The sequence below is a fragment of the Enterobacter sp. Y17 genome (genome assembly GCF_019730495.1).
GTDB classification, from domain to species: Bacteria; Pseudomonadota; Gammaproteobacteria; order Enterobacterales; family Enterobacteriaceae; genus Enterobacter; species Enterobacter asburiae_B.
The window spans coordinates 112,830-133,545 of the sequence record NZ_JAASKP010000002.1; the positions used below are offsets into that span (position 1 = coordinate 112,830).

21 protein-coding genes are annotated in these 20,716 nt (G+C 57.2%); 11 read left to right on the forward strand and 10 right to left on the reverse strand.

Going from position 1 to position 20,716, the window contains the following annotated elements:
- The first annotated feature begins 53 nt into the window (after positions 1-53).
- From pnp to mtr, 5 genes are all read left to right on the forward strand, one after another.
- A complete protein-coding gene (gene pnp / locus HCH49_RS14805) occupies positions 54-2,192 on the forward strand; it encodes a polyribonucleotide nucleotidyltransferase (protein WP_024906369.1) in 2,139 nt (712 codons plus the stop codon).
- Positions 2,193-2,300: 108 nt separating this feature from the next.
- Positions 2,301-3,185 (forward strand): lipoprotein NlpI, encoded by an 885-nt coding sequence (gene nlpI / locus HCH49_RS14810; protein ID WP_023309331.1) that lies wholly within the window; start codon positions 2,301-2,303, stop codon positions 3,183-3,185.
- 107 nt (positions 3,186-3,292) lie between these two features.
- On the forward strand, positions 3,293-3,373 hold the full coding sequence (gene yrbN / locus HCH49_RS14815) for a protein YrbN (RefSeq protein WP_097397692.1): 81 nt from the start codon (positions 3,293-3,295) through the stop codon (positions 3,371-3,373).
- On the forward strand, positions 3,366-5,264 hold the full coding sequence (locus HCH49_RS14820) for a DEAD/DEAH family ATP-dependent RNA helicase (protein WP_039260432.1): 1,899 nt from the start codon (positions 3,366-3,368) through the stop codon (positions 5,262-5,264). Before yrbN ends, HCH49_RS14820 begins: the two co-directional genes overlap by 8 nt.
- A 142-nt stretch (positions 5,265-5,406) precedes the next feature.
- Complete coding sequence (mtr, locus tag HCH49_RS14825) at positions 5,407-6,651, forward strand: tryptophan permease (RefSeq protein WP_048974688.1); 1,245 nt, start codon at positions 5,407-5,409, stop codon at positions 6,649-6,651.
- A gap of 63 nt (positions 6,652-6,714) precedes the next feature.
- Here the strand turns inward: mtr and HCH49_RS14830 are convergent, their stop codons facing one another.
- From HCH49_RS14830 to HCH49_RS14840, 3 genes are all read right to left on the reverse strand, one after another.
- Entirely contained in the window at positions 6,715-7,722 is a 1,008-nt protein-coding gene (locus HCH49_RS14830) for an LLM class flavin-dependent oxidoreductase (RefSeq protein ID WP_047060267.1), read from the reverse strand.
- A 78-nt stretch (positions 7,723-7,800) separates the two neighbouring features.
- Entirely contained in the window at positions 7,801-8,679 is an 879-nt protein-coding gene (locus tag HCH49_RS14835) for a U32 family peptidase (RefSeq protein ID WP_211438624.1), read from the reverse strand.
- Positions 8,680-8,686: 7 nt separating this feature from the next.
- Positions 8,687-9,682 (reverse strand): peptidase U32 family protein, encoded by a 996-nt coding sequence (locus HCH49_RS14840; RefSeq protein WP_023309326.1) that lies wholly within the window; start codon positions 9,680-9,682, stop codon positions 8,687-8,689.
- Between the two features lie 211 nt (positions 9,683-9,893).
- Here HCH49_RS14840 and HCH49_RS14845 point away from each other — a divergent pair, with 211 nt between their 5' ends.
- Both HCH49_RS14845 and HCH49_RS14850 read left to right on the forward strand, forming a co-directional pair.
- Positions 9,894-10,418 carry an SCP2 domain-containing protein gene (locus tag HCH49_RS14845; protein WP_029739636.1) on the forward strand — a complete coding sequence of 175 codons (525 nt, stop codon included), beginning with the start codon at positions 9,894-9,896 and terminating at the stop codon, positions 10,416-10,418.
- Positions 10,412-10,915 carry a GNAT family N-acetyltransferase gene (locus tag HCH49_RS14850; RefSeq protein WP_023309324.1) on the forward strand — a complete coding sequence of 168 codons (504 nt, stop codon included), beginning with the start codon at positions 10,412-10,414 and terminating at the stop codon, positions 10,913-10,915. The genes HCH49_RS14845 and HCH49_RS14850 overlap by 7 nt, the downstream gene beginning before the upstream one ends.
- Here HCH49_RS14850 and HCH49_RS14855 read toward each other — a convergent pair.
- On the reverse strand, positions 10,902-11,231 hold the full coding sequence (locus HCH49_RS14855; protein ID WP_023309323.1) for a GIY-YIG nuclease family protein: 330 nt from the start codon (positions 11,229-11,231) through the stop codon (positions 10,902-10,904). The genes HCH49_RS14850 and HCH49_RS14855 overlap by 14 nt on opposite strands.
- A 14-nt stretch (positions 11,232-11,245) precedes the next feature.
- On the opposite strand from HCH49_RS14855, the gene HCH49_RS14860 reads away from it, so the two are divergent.
- Positions 11,246-11,680, forward strand: coding sequence for a YhbP family protein (locus HCH49_RS14860; protein ID WP_064673362.1), 435 nt, complete (start codon positions 11,246-11,248; stop codon positions 11,678-11,680).
- Here the strand turns inward: HCH49_RS14860 and HCH49_RS14865 are convergent.
- Positions 11,660-12,178, reverse strand: coding sequence for a type 1 glutamine amidotransferase domain-containing protein (locus HCH49_RS14865; RefSeq protein ID WP_023333577.1), 519 nt, complete (start codon positions 12,176-12,178; stop codon positions 11,660-11,662). The genes HCH49_RS14860 and HCH49_RS14865 overlap by 21 nt on opposite strands.
- A 128-nt stretch (positions 12,179-12,306) precedes the next feature.
- Between HCH49_RS14865 and HCH49_RS14870 the strand changes: the two genes are divergently transcribed.
- Together HCH49_RS14870 and HCH49_RS14875 are read left to right on the forward strand one after the other, a co-directional pair.
- A complete protein-coding gene (locus tag HCH49_RS14870; protein WP_033146736.1) occupies positions 12,307-12,951 on the forward strand; it encodes an NAD(P)H-binding protein in 645 nt (214 codons plus the stop codon).
- 40 nt (positions 12,952-12,991) lie between these two features.
- Complete coding sequence (locus HCH49_RS14875; protein WP_094934462.1) at positions 12,992-14,029, forward strand: permease; 1,038 nt, start codon at positions 12,992-12,994, stop codon at positions 14,027-14,029.
- 67 nt (positions 14,030-14,096) lie between these two features.
- On the opposite strand, the gene dolP is transcribed toward HCH49_RS14875, so the two are convergent.
- The 4 genes from dolP to HCH49_RS14895 are packed head-to-tail and all read right to left on the reverse strand — an operon-like array spanning position 14,097 to position 17,824.
- Complete coding sequence (dolP, locus tag HCH49_RS14880) at positions 14,097-14,672, reverse strand: division/outer membrane stress-associated lipid-binding lipoprotein (protein WP_029739641.1); 576 nt, start codon at positions 14,670-14,672, stop codon at positions 14,097-14,099.
- A 9-nt stretch (positions 14,673-14,681) separates the two neighbouring features.
- A complete protein-coding gene (gene diaA / locus HCH49_RS14885; RefSeq protein ID WP_003861754.1) occupies positions 14,682-15,272 on the reverse strand; it encodes a DnaA initiator-associating protein DiaA in 591 nt (196 codons plus the stop codon).
- A 21-nt stretch (positions 15,273-15,293) separates the two neighbouring features.
- The gene (locus HCH49_RS14890) at positions 15,294-15,689 is read right to left on the reverse strand and encodes a YraN family protein (RefSeq protein ID WP_025756731.1); all 396 of its coding nucleotides are present in this window, start codon (positions 15,687-15,689) and stop codon (positions 15,294-15,296) included.
- The gene (locus HCH49_RS14895; RefSeq protein WP_221702925.1) at positions 15,647-17,824 is read right to left on the reverse strand and encodes a penicillin-binding protein activator; all 2,178 of its coding nucleotides are present in this window, start codon (positions 17,822-17,824) and stop codon (positions 15,647-15,649) included. Before HCH49_RS14895 ends, HCH49_RS14890 begins: the two co-directional genes overlap by 43 nt.
- Before the next feature lie 62 nt (positions 17,825-17,886).
- Between HCH49_RS14895 and rsmI the strand changes: the two genes are divergently transcribed.
- The gene (gene rsmI, locus HCH49_RS14900; RefSeq protein ID WP_023309315.1) at positions 17,887-18,750 is read left to right on the forward strand and encodes a 16S rRNA (cytidine(1402)-2'-O)-methyltransferase; all 864 of its coding nucleotides are present in this window, start codon (positions 17,887-17,889) and stop codon (positions 18,748-18,750) included.
- A gap of 153 nt (positions 18,751-18,903) precedes the next feature.
- Here rsmI and garD read toward each other — a convergent pair whose 3' ends face one another.
- Complete coding sequence (garD, locus tag HCH49_RS14905; protein ID WP_033146732.1) at positions 18,904-20,475, reverse strand: galactarate dehydratase; 1,572 nt, start codon at positions 20,473-20,475, stop codon at positions 18,904-18,906.
- Between the last annotated feature and the right edge of the window lie 241 nt (positions 20,476-20,716).

Sequence of the window (20,716 nt, forward strand, 5' to 3'; positions counted from 1 at the left end):
AATCGACAGCACACCGGTGGTGTGCTGTCAAACATTTAAGAAAGGACAGAACTTTGCTGAATCCGATCGTTCGTAAATTCCAGTATGGTCAACATACCGTCACGCTGGAAACCGGCATGATGGCACGTCAGGCTACTGCTGCCGTTATGGTAAGCATGGATGACACTGCGGTATTCGTTACCGTTGTTGGCCAGAAAAAAGCTAAACCAGGTCAGGACTTCTTCCCGCTGACCGTTAACTACCAGGAGCGTACCTACGCTGCCGGTAAAATCCCGGGTGGTTTCTTCCGTCGTGAAGGCCGTCCAAGCGAAGGCGAAACCCTGATTGCGCGTCTGATTGACCGCCCGGTTCGTCCGCTGTTCCCGGAAGGCTTCGTTAACGAAGTACAGGTTATCGCGACCGTTGTTTCCGTTAACCCACAGGTTAACCCGGACATCGTTGCCATGATCGGCGCATCCGCTGCCCTGTCACTGTCTGGTATTCCATTCAATGGCCCAATCGGTGCCGCGCGCGTTGGCTACATCAACGACCAGTACGTGCTGAACCCAACCCAGGAAGAGCTGAAAGAAAGTAAGCTGGACCTGGTTGTTGCGGGTACTGAAGCGGCTGTGCTGATGGTTGAATCCGAAGCTGAACTGCTGAGCGAAGACCAGATGCTGGGTGCTGTGGTATTTGGCCACGACCAGCAGCAGATCGTTATCCAGAACATCAACGACCTGGTGAAAGAAGCCGGTAAACCACGTTGGGACTGGCAGCCAGAAGCAGCAAACGACGCGCTGAACGCACGCGTTGCAGCTCTGGCAGAATCTCGTCTGAGCGATGCATACCGCATCACTGACAAACAGGAGCGTTACGCTCAGGTTGACGTGATCAAGTCTGAAACTATCGCGACGCTGGTTGCTGAAGACGAAACGCTGGACGCTAACGAACTGAGCGACATCCTGCACGCAATCGAGAAAAACGTTGTTCGTAGCCGCGTACTGGCAGGCGAGCCGCGTATCGATGGCCGCGAAAAAGACATGATCCGTGGTCTGGATGTGCGTACTGGCGTTCTGCCACGTACTCACGGTTCCGCGCTGTTCACCCGTGGCGAAACGCAGGCGCTGGTAACCGCGACCCTGGGTACTGCACGTGACGCACAGATCATCGACGAACTGATGGGCGAGCGCACTGACAGCTTCCTGTTCCACTACAACTTCCCTCCGTACTCCGTAGGTGAGACCGGTATGGTTGGCTCGCCGAAGCGTCGTGAAATTGGTCACGGTCGTCTGGCGAAGCGCGGCGTGTTGGCAGTAATGCCAGAAGCTGACAAGTTCCCGTACACCGTTCGTGTGGTTTCTGAAATCACCGAATCCAACGGTTCTTCTTCCATGGCTTCCGTGTGTGGTGCTTCTCTGGCGCTGATGGATGCAGGCGTGCCAATCAAAGCCGCCGTTGCGGGTATCGCAATGGGCCTGGTGAAAGAAGGCGACAACTTCGTTGTTCTGTCTGACATTCTGGGTGACGAAGACCACCTGGGCGATATGGACTTCAAAGTAGCGGGTTCCCGCGAAGGTATCTCTGCGCTGCAGATGGATATCAAAATTGAAGGTATCACCAAAGAGATCATGCAGGTTGCTCTGAACCAGGCTAAAGGTGCGCGTCTGCACATCCTGGGCGTGATGGAACAGGCGATTAACGCGCCGCGTGGCGACATTTCTCAGTTCGCTCCACGTATCCACACCATCAAGATCAATCCAGACAAGATCAAAGATGTTATCGGTAAGGGCGGCTCCGTAATCCGTGCGCTGACCGAAGAGACTGGCACCACGATCGAAATCGAAGATGACGGTACTGTGAAGATCGCAGCAACCGACGGCGAGAAAGCGAAATTCGCGATCCGTCGCATCGAAGAAATCACTGCAGAGATCGAAGTGGGCCGCGTCTACGCAGGTAAAGTGACCCGTATCGTTGACTTTGGCGCGTTCGTTGCCATCGGTGGCGGTAAAGAAGGCCTGGTTCATATCTCTCAGATCGCTGACAAGCGCGTTGAGAAAGTGACCGATTACCTGCAGATGGGTCAGGAAGTCCCGGTGAAAGTTCTGGAAGTTGATCGCCAGGGCCGTATCCGTCTGAGCATTAAAGAAGCAACCGAGCAGTCTCAGCCAGCTGCTGCGCCAGAAGCACAGGCAGCAGAACAGCAAGGCGAGTAAGTTGCCATTTGCCCTCCGCTTTGCGGAGGGCCTATTATCAGGCAGGACGCCTTGTTAAGCCGCCGGGGGACAGGACGTTCATCCAATAGTTGTCTTCGGGAGTGGGAAATGAAGCCTTTTTTGCGCTGGTGTTTCGTTGCGACAGCTTTAACGCTGGCAGGATGCAGCAACTCTGCCTGGCGTAAGAGCGAAGTCCTCGCAGTGCCATTGCAACCGACTTTGCAGCAGGAAGTGATTCTGGCACGCATGGAACAAATACTTGCCAGTCGGGCTTTAACCGATGAAGAACGCGCACAGCTTTTATATGAGCGCGGAGTGTTGTATGATAGTCTCGGTCTGAGGGCATTGGCGCGAAATGATTTTTCACAAGCGCTGGCTATCCGACCTGATATGCCTGAAGTATTCAATTACTTAGGCATTTATTTAACGCAGGCAGGCAATTTTGATGCTGCCTATGAAGCGTTTGATTCTGTACTTGAGCTTGATCCAACTTACAACTACGCGCACTTGAATCGCGGTATCGCATTGTATTACGGCGGTCGTGATAAGTTAGCGCAAGATGATCTGCTGGCGTTTTATCAAGACGATCCTAATGATCCTTTCCGTAGCCTGTGGCTTTACATCGTTGAGCGGAAGCTCGATGAGAAGCAGGCAAAAGAGGCACTGAAACAGCGCTTCGATAAATCGGACAAGGAACAGTGGGGATGGAACATTGTCGAGTTCTACCTGGGCAACATTAGCGAAGCAACGCTGATGGAACGCCTCAAGGCGGACGCAACGGATAACACCTCGCTCGCTGAGCATCTCAGTGAAACCAACTTCTATTTAGGTAAGTACTACCTAAGTCTGGGGGATATGGACAGCGCTACGGCACTGTTCAAATTAGCGGTTGCTAACAACGTACACAACTTCGTTGAGCACCGTTATGCATTGTTGGAATTATCGCTCTTGGGCCAGGAGCATGACGACCTGGCAGAATCGGACCAGCAATAGCTGACGACATAAACATCAGCCCGTAATCTTTTGATTGCCATCACCTTAACTGGTGAGGGCATTGTTGTTCGTCAATACACCTACTTTGAGCCGGTTCACACTTTTCAATGAAAATTGCTAATCATTTTCACGATGAGCTAAGTAGACTGGCCGCCATTAATATCGAGGCACTTGTACTACATGGCTGAATTCGAAACCACTTTTGCAGATCTGGGCCTGAAGGCTCCTATCCTTGAAGCCCTTAACGATCTGGGTTACGAAAAACCATCTCCGATCCAGGCTGAGTGTATCCCACACCTGCTTTCTGGTCGTGACGTGCTGGGCATGGCCCAGACTGGTAGCGGTAAAACTGCAGCATTCTCGCTGCCGCTGCTGAACAACATTGATCCGGACCTGCGTGCACCGCAGATCCTCGTCCTGGCTCCAACCCGTGAACTGGCTGTTCAGGTTGCAGAAGCCATGACGGAATTCTCAAAACATATGCGCGGCGTAAACGTGGTAGCCCTGTACGGCGGCCAGCGTTATGACGTGCAGTTACGCGCCCTGCGCCAGGGCCCACAGATTGTTGTCGGTACGCCGGGCCGTCTGCTGGATCACCTGAAGCGCGGTACTCTGGACCTCTCTAAACTGAGCGGCCTGGTACTGGATGAAGCAGATGAAATGCTGCGTATGGGCTTCATCGAAGACGTCGAAACCATCATGGCGCAGATCCCGGACGGTCATCAGACCGCGCTGTTCTCTGCCACCATGCCAGAAGCGATTCGTCGTATCACTAAGCGCTTCATGAAAGATCCTCAGGAAGTGCGTATTCAGTCCAGCGTAACCACTCGCCCGGACATCAGCCAGAGCTACTGGTCTGTGTACGGCATGCGCAAAAACGAAGCGCTGGTACGTTTCCTGGAAGCGGAAGATTTTGATGCGGCGATTATCTTCGTGCGTACCAAAAACGCGACCCTGGAAGTGGCTGAAGCCCTGGAGCGTAGCGGCTACAACAGCGCAGCGCTGAACGGCGACATGAACCAGGCCCTGCGTGAGCAGACTCTGGAGCGTCTGAAAGACGGTCGTCTGGATATCCTGATTGCAACCGACGTGGCAGCACGTGGTCTGGACGTTGAACGTATCAGCCTGGTTGTTAACTACGACATCCCGATGGATTCCGAGTCTTACGTTCACCGTATCGGCCGTACCGGTCGTGCGGGTCGTGCGGGTCGTGCGCTGCTGTTCGTTGAGAACCGCGAGCGTCGTCTGCTGCGTAACATTGAACGCACCATGAAGCTGACCATTCCAGAAGCTGACCTGCCAAACGCAGATCTGCTGGGCAAACGCCGTCTGGAAAAATTCGCCGCGAAAGTACAGCAGCAGCTGGAAAGCAGCGATCTGGACCAGTACCGTGCGCTGCTGTCGCAGATTCAGCCTGTTGCTGAAGGCGAAGAGCTGGACATGGAAACCCTGGCTGCAGCACTGCTGAAAATGGCTCAGGGCGAACGTAGCCTGATCGTGCCACCAGATGCGCCGATGCGTCCTAAGCGTGAATTCCGTGATCGTGACGATCGCTTCGAACGTCGTGGCGACCGTAATGACCGCAATGACCGTGGCCCACGTGGTGACCGTCCAGAGCGTGGTGGTGAAGATCGTCCACGTCGTGAACGTCGCGACGCGGGTGATATGGAACTGTACCGCATTGAAGTGGGCCGTGATGATGGCGTTGAAGTTCGTCACATCGTTGGCGCGATCGCTAACGAAGGCGACATCAGCAGCCGTTACATTGGTAACATCAAGCTGTTCGCATCCCACTCTACCATCGAGCTGCCAAAAGGCATGCCGGGCGAAGTGCTGCAGCACTTTACGCGTACCCGCATCCTGAACAAGCCGATGAACATGCAGCTGATGGGCGATGCACAGCCACGTCCTGACCGCGGTGGCGAACGTCGTGGCGGTGGTCGCAGCTTCGGTGGCGAGCGTCGTGAAGGCGGCCGCAGCGAAGGTCGCGGTGGTGAAGGTCGTCGTTTCTCCGGCGAGCGTCGCGAAAACCGCGGCCCACGTCGTGATGAAGGCACCAGCCGTCGCCGTGACGCGTAAGCCTTACGCAACTGACGTAAAGTAAAATATACAGCCCCGATACACGCTATCGGGGCTTTTTTTATTCCTTTTGTACTCTTGTACTGGTACAGTGCGTCACATTAAAATGCAGAACCGCATGATTGACTGGAGAAAAGGCTGTATGGCGACACTAACCACCACCCAAACGTCACCTTCGCTGCTTGGCGGCGTGGTGATCATCGGCGGAACCATCATTGGTGCCGGGATGTTTTCCCTGCCAGTGGTCATGTCCGGTGCGTGGTTCTTCTGGTCGCTGGCGGCGCTGGTCTTTACCTGGTTCTGCATGCTCCATTCCGGGCTGATGATCCTTGAAGCAAACCTGAACTACCGCATTGGCTCCAGCTTCGACACCATCACCAAAGATCTGCTGGGCAAAGGCTGGAACCTGGTGAACGGCCTGTCCATCGCGTTTGTGCTCTATATCCTGACCTACGCGTACATTTCAGCGAGCGGCTCGATTCTGCACCATACCTTCTCGGAGATGTCGATGAACGTTCCGGCGCGTCTGGCAGGGCTGTGTTTTGCGCTGGCTGTGGCGTTTATCGTCTGGATGAGTACCAAAGCGGTGAGCCGCATGACGGCGATCGTATTAGGCGCGAAGGTCATCACTTTCTTCCTGACCTTCGGCAGCCTGCTGGGGCACGTGACGCCCGCCACGCTGTTTAACGTCGCCGAAGTGAACACCTCCTACACGCCGTACCTGCTGATGACGCTGCCGTTCTGTCTGGCGTCGTTCGGTTACCACGGTAACGTGCCGAGCCTGATGAAGTACTACGGCAAAGATCCCCGCACCATTGTGAAGTGTCTGGTCTACGGCACGCTGCTGGCGCTGGGTCTGTATGTGATTTGGCTGCTGGGGACGATGGGCAACATCCCGCGTCCGGAATTTATCGGCATTGCCCAGAAGGGCGGTAACATCGACGTGCTGGTGCAGGCGCTGAGCGGCGTGCTGAACAGCCGCAGTCTGGATCTGCTGCTGGTTATCTTCTCTAACTTTGCGGTGGCGAGCTCTTTCCTGGGCGTGACGCTGGGCCTGTTTGACTATCTGGCGGATCTGTTCGGCTTTGATGATTCTGCGATGGGGCGTTTAAAAACCGCGCTGCTGACCTTCCTGCCGCCGATTGTGGGTGGCCTGCTGTGGCCGAACGGCTTCCTGTACGCCATCGGCTATGCAGGGCTGGCGGCAACTATCTGGGCGGCGATTGTGCCGGCGCTGCTGGCGCGCAAATCACGTAAACGCTTCGGCAGCCCGAAATTCCGCGTCTGGGGCGGTAAGCCGATGATTGCGCTGATTCTGGTATTCGGCGTTGGTAACGCACTGGTACACGTGCTGTCGAGTTTTAACCTGTTGCCCGTTTATCAGTAAAACGTGCGGTTTGAACCCCTCACGCCGGCCCTCTCCCATAGGGAGAGGGAGAAAAGCAAAAAACTACCCCACCAGTTCCTCTTTCACCTGCATCGCCAGTTCAAACGAATGCAAACGCGCCTGGTGATCGAAAATCTGGCCGTTAACCATAATCTCATCCGCCTGCGTTTCGCGCAGCACCGCGTCCAGCCCGTGGCGCACTTTCGATTTATCGCCTACCAGCGACATGCTCAGCGCCTGCTGCACGCCATACTGCTCGGAGGCGGACCACAGCTGATGCATATTCTCCACCGGCGGCGGAAGCTGGCCCGTCTCACCGCGGCGCAGCTTCACAAACGCCTGCTGCATTGAGGTGAACAGGAATTCCGCGTCGCGATTGCTGTCGGCGGCAATGATGTTAATGCACACCATCGCGTACGGCTTCTCCAGACGCTCGGACGGTTTAAAGTTCGTGCGGTAAAGATGCAGCGCCTGATGCAGCATATCCGGCGCGAAGTGCGAGGCGAAGGCAAACGGCAGCCCCAGCTGTGCGGCGAGCTGTGCGCTGTAGAGGCTTGAGCCTAACAGCCACACCGGGATCTTCTCACCGTAGCCCGGTACCGGGCGCACGTGCGGGTTCGGATCGCGCGCGTCGAACCAGTCCACCAGCTCGGCCACGTCGCGCGGGAAGTTGTCGATATCGCCGCTCATATGGCGGCGCAGGGCGCGCATCGTTGGCTGGTCGCTGCCGGGTGCACGACCAAGACCCAAATCAATACGCCCAGGATAGAGGGTATTCAGGGTGCCAAACTGCTCGGCAATCACCAGCGGGGCGTGGTTCGGCAGCATTACGCCACCGGAGCCCAGGTGCAGGGTGGTGGTATTTGCTGCCAGATAGCCAATCAGTACCGAGGTCGCGGCGCTGGCGATGCCCACCATGTTGTGGTGTTCGGCCAGCCAGTAGCGGTGATAGCCACGCTTTTCGGCCAGCTGAGCGAGATCGAGAGAGTGCGAAAAGGCTTCTCTTGCCGAGGAGCCTTGTGGGATCGGCGCTAGATCCAGCACCGAAAACGGAATGGTTTTGTCAGTCATAACAGCTCACTTTGTCGACGGTCAATCTTTAATACTGCATTAAATAATGATAACCGTTGTTAACAAAGTGAGCCTTTTTTACGCCTGCAGCTCCAGCCCGGCAAGCCGTCTCCAGTAGCCGTTGCAGTCGCTGTTTGCCGTCAGCGGCAGCGGCGCGGCGCCGTTTTCATTGGCACGGAAGGCGTCCAGCATCGCGAATACGCCGGTATCCAGCGGCGACAGCCGAACCATATCCACCAGCCCGTCCATCGACGCCAGCTCGTTGCCGAGGTTATAGACATAGCCGCTCATGGTCTGAATACCGTTGAGGACAAACACCTGCTGATTCTCCTGCGACAGCATGCTGCGTCCGTTCGGGTACTTGATGCAGCAGGTTTCGCATTCGTCTTTCGGGCGGTCTTCCGAGCGCGCGGTGAAGCAGCGGGCGGAGTAGGCCAGCGGCAGATGGCCGTAGCTCAGCACTTCCACTTCAAACTGATTGCGAATGCCCAGCTCGTCGCACTGGTTAAGCAGGTTTGCCAGCCAGTCGCGCGAGAGTTCCACCGGCATGCACCAGCGCGTCATTCCCTGTTTGAGCAGCAGGCGCAGGGTGACGGCGTTGTAGCAGTTGAGGGCATGACCCGCGACGAACGGCAGCCTGCGTTCAGCGCACATGTTCACCACGCCCAGATCGCTCGCTTCCAGCAGGAACTCGCCGTTTTCGACGTAGCGCTTCAGCTCGCCCAGTTCGGAAGACGCCTGCACCAGCGCGAGCGTGGAGAGCACCACCTGCTTGCCGCTGCCGGCAAGGCTCTTTGCCATATCCAGCCAGTCGCCCACTTTGGTGGCGCGGCGCTTGCTGCACACCGCTTCGCCGAGGTAAATCACGTCGGCGCTGCTGGTCGCGGCCTGTTGGTAAAAATCTTCCAGCGTCTCTTTTGGCCAGTAGTAGAGCACCGGTCCTAATGAATATTTCATGATTTTCTCACTGCCATTTACGGTGATACGCGCCAAGCGTGGTTTGCGTGCCTTCGGACATCGAACCAAGCGTTTCCATCCAGGCCTGCTGTGGTGCGTAGTTCTGCGGGTCCGCCATGCAGCGGTCGATGGCCTGACGCCACACTTTCGCTACCTGGCTCACATAGGCCGGGCTGCGCTGACGTCCTTCAATTTTCACCGAGGCAATATTGGCCGCCAGCAGTTCCGGCAGCAGCTCCAGCGTGTTGAGGCTGGTCGGCTCTTCCAGCGCGTGATAGCGCTCGCCGTCGACCAGATAGCGGCCTTTACACAGGGTGGGATAACCGGCGTTTTCACCGTCCTGGTAGCGGTCAATCAGCACCTCATTCAGGCGAGATTCCAGGCCCTGAGGGGTCTGCTGCCAGCGAACAAAGCGGGCAGGAGAGCAGGCCCCGACGGTATTCGGCGATTCTCCGGTTAAATAAGAGGAAAGATAGCAGCGGCCTTCGGCCATGATGCACAGGCTGCCAAAGGCAAAAACTTCCAGCGGTACTGGCGTGACGCGCGCGAGTTGCTTAACCTGATGAATAGAGAGCACGCGCGGCAGCACCACGCGGGCCACGTCAAAGTGTTGATGATAAAAACGCACCGCCTCTTCGTTGGTGGCAGATGCCTGAACAGAGACGTGGCGCTCAATATGGGGATAGCGTTCTGCCGCATACTCAAGCATGGCGAGGTCGGCCAGGATCAGCGCATCGGCACCCAGCTGTGCTGCCATATCCACCGCGCGCTGCCAGCGGGCGTAGCCGTCAGGATGAGCAAAGGTATTGATGGCGATATGCAGCTTGCGGCGGTGCTGGTGAACGAAGTTAACGGCTTCCTGAAGCTTTTTCTCCGTAAAGTTGAGGCCAGCAAAATGGCGGGCGTTGGTGTCATCTTTCAGCCCGATATAGACCGCATCGGCCCCATTTTCGATGGCCGCCTTAAGCGCCGGAAGATTTCCGGCAGGGCAGAGCAGCTCCATAATTTATCCTGATGTAGTCGATCGCAAAATTGTTAACGAGCTGGGATTTTAATTAACCCATACGCGACAATTTTTGATTTAAGGCAGCTAATGGCGTATTGATGACACCAATAATGAGGTACGGCTGACGACGGTTTGTTGATTTACGCCGCTATGTTGCGCTTCGGATATGGCAAAATAGCAGGACTATAGATATCAGGGAGTAAAGCTCGTGCTGGATAAACTGCGTTCACGTCTCGTACAATTTGGTCCATCAATGCTGAGCGTGCCGGTCAAGCTGGCGCCGTTCGCGCTTAAACGCCAGGTGCTGGAGCAGGTCCTGAGCTGGCAGTTCCGCCAGGCGCTGCAGGACGGCGAGCTGGAGTTCCTGGAAGGCCGCTGGTTAAGCATTGAGGTGCGTGACATCGGGCTGCGCTGGTTTACCTCCGTTGAGAATGACCAGCTGATCGTACGCGAATCCGCCGACGCGGATGTGAGCTTTAGCGCCAACGCCAGCGATCTGCTGATGATCGCCGCGCGCAAGCAGGATCCGGATACGCTCTTCTTCCAGCGCCGTCTGGTAATTGAAGGCGACACGGAGCTGGGCCTGTACGTGAAGAATTTAATGGATGCCATTGAGCTGGAGCAGATGCCAAAAGCGCTGCGCGTGATGTTAATGCAAATGGCAGATTTCGTTGAGGCCGGGCTGAAAACCCCGCCGGACGGTAAACACACTTCAGTAGGTGAGCCATGCTGATTCGAGTCGAAATTGGGATTGATGCGCCGGGGATCGATGCGTTGTTACGCCGCGCCTTTGCGAGCGATGCCGAAGCCCAACTGGTCCACGACCTTCGCGAAGACGGCCTGATTACGCTGGGGCTGGTTGCCACCGATGACGAAGGTCAGGTGGTGGGTTATGTTGCCTTCAGTCCGGTCATCGTTCAGGGCGAAGAGCTGCAGTGGGTAGGCATGGCGCCGCTGGCGGTAGATGAAAGCTATCGCGGGCAGGGGCTGGCACGCCAGCTGGTCTATGAAGGGCTGGATTCGCTCAATGAGTTCGGTTACGCGGCCGTTGTCACGCTGGGCGATCCTGCGTTCTATGGCCGTTTAGGCTTTGAGCAGGCCGCGCATTACGATCTGCGCTGCCGCTGGCCGGGTACGGAATCCGCTTTCCAGGTCCATCGCCTGGCGGACGATGCGCTCAACGGCGTCAATGGCCTGGTCGAGTATCACGACCATTTCAATCGCTTTTAATCAGGCTCTCGCGTAGCGCCTCAAAGGAGCCGTCTCCGGTCACGAGGCGCTCTTTCTGGCGCTTCGTCAGCTGCTTGATGCGGTATTCCAGCCTGAGCGCCAGCGAACGGTCGCCGACTGCCGCTGAGAAGGCGAGCTGTAATTCCCCTTTCCCCCGCAGCGCCTTTGCCCCTTTTCCCGTTTGATGTTGTAAAAAACGCCGCGCCACATCGGTGGTGATCCCGGTGTAGAGGGCGTTATCAGCGGTTCGGACAAGATAGAGAAACCAGCACACGGTAAACGGATTCAGTATGTTAAGGTGAACGCACCATAGCATGAGAGAGAACGAAAATGGAAACACTGGCCGCCATTAACCGCTGGCTGGCGAAGCAGCATGTTGTCACCTGGTGCGTCTGTGACGAGGGTGAAATGTGGTGCGCAAATGCGTTTTACTACTATGACCCTGAGCGCGTGGCTTTTTATGTCATGAGTGAAGACAAAACGCGTCATGCGCAGATGAGCGGCCAGCAGGCAAAGGTGGCAGGCACGGTAAACGGCCAGCCGAAAACGGTCGCGCTGATCCGCGGCGTGCAGTTTAAAGGGGAGATCCGTCGTCTGGATGGTGAAGAGAGCGACGCGCGCCGTAAGCTCTACACGCGCCGCTTTCCCGTTGCCGCTGCGCTAAAAGCCCCGGTGTGGGAAATCCGCCTCGATGAGCTGAAATTTACCGACAACACCCTGGGCTTTGGCAAGAAGCTGCACTGGTTACGCGCCGAGCAGGCGTAGCGCTTCGCGGTTAAACGCCGGGAGATCGTCCGGGGTTCGGCTGGTGATCAGCTGGTCTTTGTCGTTGACCACCTCCTGATCGTAAAACTCGGCCCCCGCGTTTTTCAGATCGATAACGATCGGTTTCACGGCGGTAAGCTTTCGCCCGCGGACCACTTCTGCGCTGATGAGCAGCTGCGGGCCGTGACAGATGGCAAAGACCGGTTTGCCGGTCGAGACAAAGTCTCGGGTGAAGGTCACGAAGCGCTCGTCCCCGCGCAGGGAATCCGGGGAATGACCGCCGGGTAACAGCAGGGCGTCAAAATCTGAGGGGCTCACGTTATCGATGGTCTCATCGATGGTTACGGTCGCCTCGCCCTTATGGCCTGTCACCGTTTTACCCGCCTCTTTCTCAATGGTGATGACCTCATGTCCCGCCTTGCGGAACGCCTCTGCTGGAGAGGTGAATTCTGAATCTTCAAACTCGTCGGTAATCAAGACTGCGATTTTCTTGCCCATGCTTCCTCCGTTGTTTTGGCTTCAGACTGATTTTTCTCCGCTTGTGGTAAATACTTACCTGTAACAGACTTCTAAGTGTGGTCGACGACGCTGAGTTCGCAAACGGACAATTCTGTAAAGGGGAAAAGATGAGTCAGGTATTGATTACGGGTGCTACCGGGTTAGTGGGCGATCATCTGCTGCGGCTGCTGATTCAGGATCGCCGCGTGAACTATATCGCCGCCCCGACGCGTCGACCGCTGGCGGACTTATCCGGCGTCTTTAATCCGCACGATCCTCAGCTGACCGACGCGCTGGCGCAGGTGCAGGATCCCATTGATATCGCCTTTTGCTGTCTGGGCACCACGCGGCGGGAGGCGGGCAGCAAAGAGGCCTTTATCCACGCCGACTATACGCTGGTGGTGGATACCGCACTCACGGCGAAAAAGCTGGGCGCCAAACATTTTCTGGTGGTCAGCGCGCTGGGCGCCAGTGCCGGGTCGCCTTTCTTCTACAACAAGGTAAAGGGCAAGATGGAGGATGCGCTGATTGCGCAGAAATGGGAACAGCTGACGATAGTGCGCCCTTCGATGCTGATCGGCCACCGGGATGAACGCCGGTTTAACGAGTCGATATTTGCCCCGCTGTTTCGCATTCTTCCCGGCAACTGGAAATCCATCGAGGCGCGGGACGTCGCGCGCGCGATGCTAAAAGAGGGGCTGGCCCCGTCGAAAGCGGGCGTAAACATTATCCCTTCGGCAAAACTGCGTGAAATCGCGCAGGGCGAGGCGTAAACTCCCCCGGCTAATAATCTAATACTCTCCGGGGAATGCTATGACTGGTCAGTCTTCATCTCAGGCGGCAACACCTGTCCAATGGTGGAAGCCCGCACTCTTCTTTCTCGTGGTCATTGTTGGCCTCTGGTACGTGAAATGGCAGCCGTACTACGGCAAAGCCTTCACCGCCGCCGAAACGCACAGCATCGGTAAATCTATTCTCGCTCAGGCTGATTCCAGCCCGCTTCAGGCGGCGTGGGACTACGCCATGGTCTACTTCCTTGCCGTCTGGAAGGCCGCCGTTTTAGGCGTCATTCTGGGCTCGCTGATTCAGGTGCTTATCCCCCGTAACTGGCTGGTGAAAACCCTTGGGCAGCCGCGCTTTCAGGGCACGCTGCTGGGGACGATTTTCTCCCTGCCGGGGATGATGTGTTCCTGCTGCGCCGCGCCCGTGACTGCAGGGATGCGCCGTCAGCGCGTGTCGATGGGCGGCGCGCTGGCGTTCTGGATGGGGAACCCGCTGCTCAATCCGGCAACGCTGGTGTTTATGGGCTTTGTGCTGGGCTGGCATTTTGCGTTCATCCGTCTGGTCGCCGGGCTGCTGACCGTGCTGGTGGTGGCGACGCTGGTGCAAAAACTGGTGAAGGATACTGCCGCAGAACCCGCAGCCGTTGAGCTGGACGTCAGCGAACCGCAGGGTGGCTTCTTTGCGCGCTGGGGCAGGGCGCTCTGGCAGCTTTTCTGGAGCACCATCCCGGTCTATATCCTGGCGGTACTGGTGCTGGGAGCGGCGCGCGTCTGGCTCTTTCCGCATGCGGATGGCGCTATCGACAACACGCTGATGTGGGTCATTGCGATGGCCGTTGCAGGCTGCCTGTTTGTGATCCCAACGGCGGCGGAGATCCCGATTGTTCAGACCATGATGCTGGCCGGTATGGGCACCGCGCCGGCGCTGGCGCTGCTGATTACGCTGCCGGCGATCAGCCTGCCGTCGCTTATCATGCTGCGTAAGTCGTTCCCGGCGAAAGCGCTGTGGCTGACCGCAGGACTGGTGGCGTTGAGCGGGGTGATTGTGGGCAGTATTGCGTTGATGTAAAAAAAGCCCGGTGGCGCTGGCGCTTACCGGGCCTACAAAAAAATCCCCTCAAGCGAGGGGATTTTTTTTATTTGATGTAAGTAAACGCGGTGGTGACGTGCTTCACGCCGCTCACCCGGCTGGCGATATCCGCCGCCGCTTTCCCTTCACGGTCGGTCACCAGACCCAGCAGGAACACTTCGCCGTTTTCAGTCGTCACTTTCACGTTGGAGGATTTCACCTGGTCCGAGCCCAGCAGCTGGGAACGCACTTTGGTGGTGATCCAGGTATCGGAAGAGGCGTCACCCAGGCCAATTGGCTTGCCCTGGCGCACTTCGTTAAACACCTCTGTGGTTCCTTCTACGCCCATCGCAATCTGTTTCGCGCGCGAGGCGAGCTCCAGATTTGGCGCCTGGCCTGCCAGCAGCACTTTGCCCTGATAAGCCGTCACGTTGATACGCGCTTCTTTCTTGATTTGTTCGTCTTTCGACAGCGCACTGTTGACGCGCAGCTCCAGCGTACCGTCATCCACCTGTGTCCCCACGGTGCGTGGATCGGTTGCCGCTTTGGTGCCTACCGCGGCGGTACCCACAACGGCCGCAGCGATACATCCCTGAAGCAGTAATGCAGACATAAGGACTGCGAGGGTCGATAAAGCCTTCATAAGAACTCCTTAATCATCCTGGTGAGGGAAAAGCGTGTTATCGATCAAATCACATAAACAGTTCACCGTGAGCATATGCATCTCCTGAATACGCGCGCTTCGGTGAGAAGGAATGCGGATTTCCACATCCTGCGGCCCAAGCAGACCCGCCAGCTCACCACCGTCATAGCCGGTTAAGGCCACGATGGTCATGTCGCGGGTGACGGCGGCTTCAACGGCTTTGACAATGTCCCGGCTGTTGCCGCGCGTGGAGATGGCCAGCAGCACATCTCCCGCATGACCCAGGGCTCGCACCTGCTTTGCGTAAATTTCGTCATGCAGACGATCGTTAGCAATCGCCGTTAAGACCACATTATCGGTATTAAGTGCAATGGCGGGTAAACTCGGGCGTTCTGTTTCAAAGCGATTGATCATGCTGGCAGCAAAATGCTGTGCGTTGGCGGCTGACGTGCCGTTGCCACAACAGAGGATTTTGTTGCCATTAAGCAGGGATTGCACCAGCGTCATTGCGGCACGCGAGATAGCATCCGGAAGGGCTTCCGCCGCGGCAATCTGAGTCTGGATGCTTTCTGTGAAGCACACTTTAATTCTTTCGAGCACGTTATCCCTTTTAAATCTTAATTATGCGTCTTCGCCAAAAGCGTTTTTAAGCCATTCGATCTCATTTCCGGTGAAGGCTATCACATCGAACCGGCAATCCACAGTATCAAAGCTCCCATTATGGCGGGCAAGCCACAAGTGGGCAGTCTGTAATAATTTATGTTGTTTGGCGAGCGTCACGCTGGCGGCAGCACCGCCAAAACGGGAGGACTGTCGAAAACGGACTTCTACAAACACGATGACCTGACCCTCTTTCATGATCAGATCAATTTCGCCGCCGCGCCCGCGGACGTTAGCGGCGATAAAGCGCAGTCCTTTGCCTTCAAGCCAGCGACGCGCCTTTAACTCCCACGCATCGCCGGTCTCTTTACGGCTTAACTGGCCGGGACGATTTGCCCCTGCTGGTATTTGAGCCATGATAACTTCCTGTTGATCACGCAGTCCTGAGTCGCGGTCAGATCGCCGGTGTTGCCGTTAAGCTCAAAGCCCGGCACCTGACGCATCTGGGTAAAGTGGTTCGCCAGCGCCCATGCATCGACACCCATTGCATACAGACGCGCCAGCGAATAATCGTTACGTACTGTACTCAGCGCCTGCTGCATCAGCGCCGGGTTGCTGCCTGCCAGCATCGGGATTTCGCTGTACTGCAGACCGTCCATTTCCAGGCGGAAATCCGGGCCTGCGGTGCCCTGCGCGCTGCGCGAGCTGGCGTAAAGCGTTGCGCCGCTCTGGCTGCCGTTACGCATCGCGATCATCGGTTTGATAAAGGCGATCTCCTGCGGCGTGGCAACGATATAGGCCGCATCCACTTTGCCGCCACCGCTAATCTGCGCGTCGGTAGGCGGGGCAGGGATCGTCAGGCCGCCAATCGTCACGCCCTGCTGCTGCGGCAGGCTCGCGGGGACAGGGCTGCCGTTGAGCGCGATACCCGCTCCACCGTTTACGCCCGCGCGCAGTTCAGAGACGGAACCAAATTTCTGCTGCAACACCACGCCGCCGCCGAGCTTCTGCCACTCATCGGCAAAGGCATTGGCCACGCGATCGCCCAGCGCGCTGCGTGGGATGAGCAGCAGCGGAGCCTGCTTACCCTGCTCGTGAATATGGCGCGCCGCATCGCGGGCTTCATCTTCAGGGGAAAGCGCGAAGTAGCAAATATTGGCCCGGTTCTGAACCTGCTCAGGCTGGTTGAGCGCCAGCACGTTCAGCGTGGTATTGCTCTTCATCAGCTCTTCCACGTTGTTTTTCAGCAGCGGACCGACAACGATGCTCGCCCCGTCCTGCTGAACCTGCGCCAGAACCTGGTCAAGCGGCTGCGAGCTGGTGTCGTAAATTTTCACCTCAGCGCCCGGGTTGGCGCTGGTGGTTGCCACGGTCTGCGGCTGCGCAGCAGGCTGGGCCGCGGGTTGTGCAGGCTGCGGTTGAGGCTGTTCTGCTGTCGCTTCAGGTGCTGGTGCCGCTTGCGTCTCGGCCGGAGCCTTAGTAGCAGGTGCTGTAGTAGCCGGGGCTGCCGCAGCAGGTGCTGCTGTAGCCGGAGGCGTCGTCGGGGCCGTCACCGGGTTTTGCATCGTACCCTGCGCCGGCGCTTGCGCCGTGGTCAGATCGCTGGTCTCCGCTGCGGACGGGCTGACCACATCATTCACGTTAGCCGCCTGGGCCGCCTGCGCGGGAACCGCGCTGCCGGTTACCGAAGTGGTACCGTTTTTCGCGGCTTCAAAGCCCTGCTGAATGGTACGGCCAAACACCGCCGCCTGGCCGTTGAGCGGCAGAAGCAGGGCGATTTTGCTGGTGGACGCTGGCTTAAAGTTCTGCACGTTTACCAGCTGGGTTGGCAGCATTTTCGCCCCCGGGTTTTGCGGGTAGCGCGTCTGCCAGTCCGTAATACCGGCTTTCAGCATCTTTGGATCGCTGCGGTTGTTAAACCACATCTGCTGCAGATCCAACCAGCCCTGAAGGACGTTTTCATCGGCGTTGATGACCAGCGCCTGCGCCTGTTCCTGGGTCATCGAGGCAAGCGCTTGCCAGGTGGCATCAATATTTTTTTGCTTATCGGCACCGCCGAGCAGCGGCTCTTGCGCGACGAGGGCGCGGAGCAGCGTGAGAGAAGGACGTCCCTGCTCAGCGGTAATGCCCGCCTGCCAGAAGCGAGCCTGCTGATTTTTATCCAGCGCGCTCACGTCAATGTCACCGAGGGTCTTCTTCGCGGCGGCGTAATCTTTCAGCGCGACCTTCTGCTCGGCAGAGAGCAGGCTCTGCTCACGACGCTGGGCGTCGTTAAGATCTTTTGGCAACTGGTTAAACAGTTCGGCTGCCTGCTGGGTTTTACCCTCTTTCAGCAGTGCACGAATGGCGAGTAATTGCCAGTTGGTCTTGGTATCATTTGAACTCTGCGACATTTGTTGCAGATAAAAGCCAGAATCAGCCTGAGCAGATCCCTGAAGATGGGCGGTGCTCTGGTCAGGTGCCTGGGTGCCACAGCCTGCAAAGATCAGGGCTGCCAGCAGAAGCGGCACGCTGCGCGTGGCTTTTTTTCGAAGAAACGTTAACGGTACCATACTGTATCCAGTGATTTTTTTTACGCAATGCTCAATATTAAATCGGCAATACGGACGAAACAATGAAACAACACGAAACGGCAGATAATTCTCAAGGCCAGCTTTATATTGTACCTACTCCTATCGGGAATTTGTCTGATATTACCCAACGTGCGCTCACCGTACTGCAAGCTGTTGATTTAATTGCTGCTGAAGATACCCGCCACACCGGCCTGCTGCTGCAACATTTCGCGATTAACGCCCGTCTGTTTGCTCTGCACGATCACAATGAGCAACAAAAAGCCGAAACGCTGGTGGCGAAGCTGAAAGAGGGGCAGAACATTGCCCTGGTCTCCGACGCCGGTACGCCGCTGATCAACGATCCCGGCTATCACCTGGTGCGTACCTGTCGTGAAGCCGGTATTCGCGTTGTGCCGCTGCCGGGGCCGTGTGCCGCCATTGCTGCGCTGAGTGCCGCGGGTCTGCCGTCTGACCGTTTCTGCTATGAAGGCTTCCTGCCTGCCAAATCCAAAGGCCGTCGCGACGTTTTAAAAGATCTGGAAGCGGAACCGCGCACCCTGATTTTCTACGAATCCACGCACCGCCTGCTGGAGAGCCTGGAAGATATGGTGACCGTCTGGGGAGAAGCCCGCTACGTGGTGCTGGCGCGCGAGCTGACCAAAACCTGGGAAACGATCCACGGCGCGCCGGTGGGTGAACTGCTGGCGTGGGTGAAGGAAGACGAAAACCGCCGCAAGGGTGAAATGGTGCTGATTGTCGAAGGGCATAAGGCGCAGGAAGACGCGCTCCCTGCCGATGCGCTGCGCACGCTGGCGCTGCTGCAGGCGGAACTACCGCTGAAGAAGGCCGCTGCGCTGGCGGCGGAAATTCACGGCGTGAAGAAAAATGCGCTGTATAAGCATGCGCTGGAGCAGCAGGGGGAGTAAGCCCCTGCCGCCTGTTTTGCCGGGTGGCGGCTGAGCCTAACCCGGCCTGCAGATCGTTATGCGTCATTTAGCCAACAGGTATCGCCTCAACCTGGAAGGTTTGCGGCGTGTCCGGCGGGTTACCTAAATGCGGGATAGATGTGGTGCGAAAAATCACGTCACCGGTGCCGGGTTAAACACCGCCAGCTGATTATGCAGCCCCCACTGGTCGGAGAAGGTTTTCTTCCGCCCGCTTGCGACATCCAGAATGAAGTGGAACAGTTTCCAGCCCACGTCCTCAATGCTCTCTTCTCCGGTGGCGATGGTGCCCGCGTTGATGTCCATTAAGTCATACCAGCGGTTTGCCAGCTCGGTACGGGTCGCCATCTTGATCACCGGCACCGCCATCAGGCCGTACGGCGTGCCGCGCCCGGTGGTAAAGACCTGTACCGTAATGCCGGACGCCACCTGCTGCGTGCCGCAGACGAAATCGCTGGCCGGCGTTGCCGCGTAGATCAGGCCGCGTTTGGTCGGGCGCTGGCCCGGAGAGAGCACTTCCACAATCGCGCTCTGGCCGGATTTGGCAATCGAACCAAGGGCTTTTTCCACCACGTTCGCGAGGCCGCCTTTTTTGTTCCCCGGAGACGGGTTGGCGCTGCGGTCGGTTTTGCCCATATCGAGATAGCTATCGTACCAGGCCATTTCCTCAAGCAGGCGCTTGCCGACCTCTTCATTAACGGTGCGTGGCGTGAGCAGATGGATGGCGTCACGCACTTCGGTCACCTCGGAGAACATCACCGTGGCGCCGCAGCGAACAAGCAGATCGGACGCATAGCCCACCGCCGGGTTGGCCGTCACGCCGGAGAAGGCATCGCTGCCGCCGCACTGTGTTCCCACTACCAAATCAGACGCCGGGCAGGTTTCGCGCTGGCGCTTGTTGAGCTTGTCCAGATGGCGTTCAGCCACCTGCAGGATATCGTCGACCATTGAGCGGAAACCCACGTGGCGTTCGTCCTGCAGGCGCACGATGCTGGCCTCGTCTGCCGGAATGGCTTTCACATCTTCGGTGCCCTGCAGCAGGCGCTCTGGCTGCAATTTTTCACACCCCAGACCAATTACCATCACCTCGCCGCCAAAGTTCGGGTTGAGGGCAATATTGTGAATGGTGCGGATCGGCACTACCGCAGCGGGTGCGTTAATCGCCACGCCGCAGCCGTAGAGGTGGTTCAGGCCCACCACGCCGTCGACGTTCGGGTATTTCGGCAGCAGATCGCGTTCGATGATTTTCACCACGTAATCCACTACGCCCGCCACGCAGTGCACGCTGGTGGTAATGCCGAGCAGATTCTTGGTGCCGACGCTGCCGTCCGCGTTGCGGTAGCCTTCGAAGGTATAGCCCTCCAGCGGAGGAAGCGGTTCCGGCACGCGGGTCGCCAGCGGAAGCGTGTTCAGCGGCGGCGCTTCCGGCAGCGCCACCAGCGACTCCTCAACCCAGCTGCCCTGCGGTATAGAGCGAACGGCATAGCCGATGACTTCACCGTAACGTACGATTTCGCTGTTAGCAGGGATATCCACCAGGGCGACTTTATGTCCCTGTGGAATATGCTCAATCAGTTCCAGCCCGTCCGGAAAGCGGGTGCCCGCTTTTAAGCCATTGTCGTTGACAATTATCGCCACATTATCGGTGTCGTGGACTTTTATATAAAACGCCGTCGGCGATGCCTGTCGAATTTCAATGTCGGCCATTGTTCAGTATTCTCCAGCAAAGTGTCTGATAATAAATTCAGCCAATTTTCTAATGGTAGAAATAAATACGCGGCTTTCAGAATTAAAGCATGTCAGCATAGGGGATATGAAAATGTGATCGCGATCGCTCCAGAACCGGTAATGCCTGATTCTGTGCATTAGCGCCCAGCGCCTTGTGCATATGCAAAAAAATTCTTTGAAATGTTACGCAATGCTTGAGCATTAAAACAATGTGCGGTCG

Bases quoted from the DNA above. Each gene is read 5' to 3' on its own strand.
- HCH49_RS14865 (WP_023333577.1), bottom strand. From the start codon at position 12,178: ATGGGCAAGAAAATCGCAGTCTTGATTACCGACGAGTTTGAAGATTCA.
- dolP (WP_029739641.1), bottom strand. From the start codon at position 14,672: ATGAAGGCTTTATCGACCCTCGCAGTCCTTATGTCTGCATTACTGCTT.
- HCH49_RS14830 (WP_047060267.1), bottom strand. From the start codon at position 7,722: ATGACTGACAAAACCATTCCGTTTTCGGTGCTGGATCTAGCGCCGATC.
- yrbN (WP_097397692.1), top strand. From the start codon at position 3,293: ATGAAAATTGCTAATCATTTTCACGATGAGCTAAGTAGACTGGCCGCC.
- rsmI (WP_023309315.1), top strand. From the start codon at position 17,887: ATGAAACAACACGAAACGGCAGATAATTCTCAAGGCCAGCTTTATATT.
- garD (WP_033146732.1), bottom strand. From the start codon at position 20,475: ATGGCCGACATTGAAATTCGACAGGCATCGCCGACGGCGTTTTATATA.
- HCH49_RS14850 (WP_023309324.1), top strand. From the start codon at position 10,412: ATGCTGATTCGAGTCGAAATTGGGATTGATGCGCCGGGGATCGATGCG.
- HCH49_RS14860 (WP_064673362.1), top strand. From the start codon at position 11,246: ATGGAAACACTGGCCGCCATTAACCGCTGGCTGGCGAAGCAGCATGTT.
- HCH49_RS14820 (WP_039260432.1), top strand. From the start codon at position 3,366: ATGGCTGAATTCGAAACCACTTTTGCAGATCTGGGCCTGAAGGCTCCT.
- HCH49_RS14855 (WP_023309323.1), bottom strand. From the start codon at position 11,231: ATGCTATGGTGCGTTCACCTTAACATACTGAATCCGTTTACCGTGTGC.
- HCH49_RS14870 (WP_033146736.1), top strand. From the start codon at position 12,307: ATGAGTCAGGTATTGATTACGGGTGCTACCGGGTTAGTGGGCGATCAT.
- nlpI (WP_023309331.1), top strand. From the start codon at position 2,301: ATGAAGCCTTTTTTGCGCTGGTGTTTCGTTGCGACAGCTTTAACGCTG.
- HCH49_RS14890 (WP_025756731.1), bottom strand. From the start codon at position 15,689: ATGGCTCAAATACCAGCAGGGGCAAATCGTCCCGGCCAGTTAAGCCGT.
- HCH49_RS14840 (WP_023309326.1), bottom strand. From the start codon at position 9,682: ATGGAGCTGCTCTGCCCTGCCGGAAATCTTCCGGCGCTTAAGGCGGCC.
- HCH49_RS14875 (WP_094934462.1), top strand. From the start codon at position 12,992: ATGACTGGTCAGTCTTCATCTCAGGCGGCAACACCTGTCCAATGGTGG.
- mtr (WP_048974688.1), top strand. From the start codon at position 5,407: ATGGCGACACTAACCACCACCCAAACGTCACCTTCGCTGCTTGGCGGC.
- HCH49_RS14895 (WP_221702925.1), bottom strand. From the start codon at position 17,824: ATGGTACCGTTAACGTTTCTTCGAAAAAAAGCCACGCGCAGCGTGCCG.
- HCH49_RS14835 (WP_211438624.1), bottom strand. From the start codon at position 8,679: ATGAAATATTCATTAGGACCGGTGCTCTACTACTGGCCAAAAGAGACG.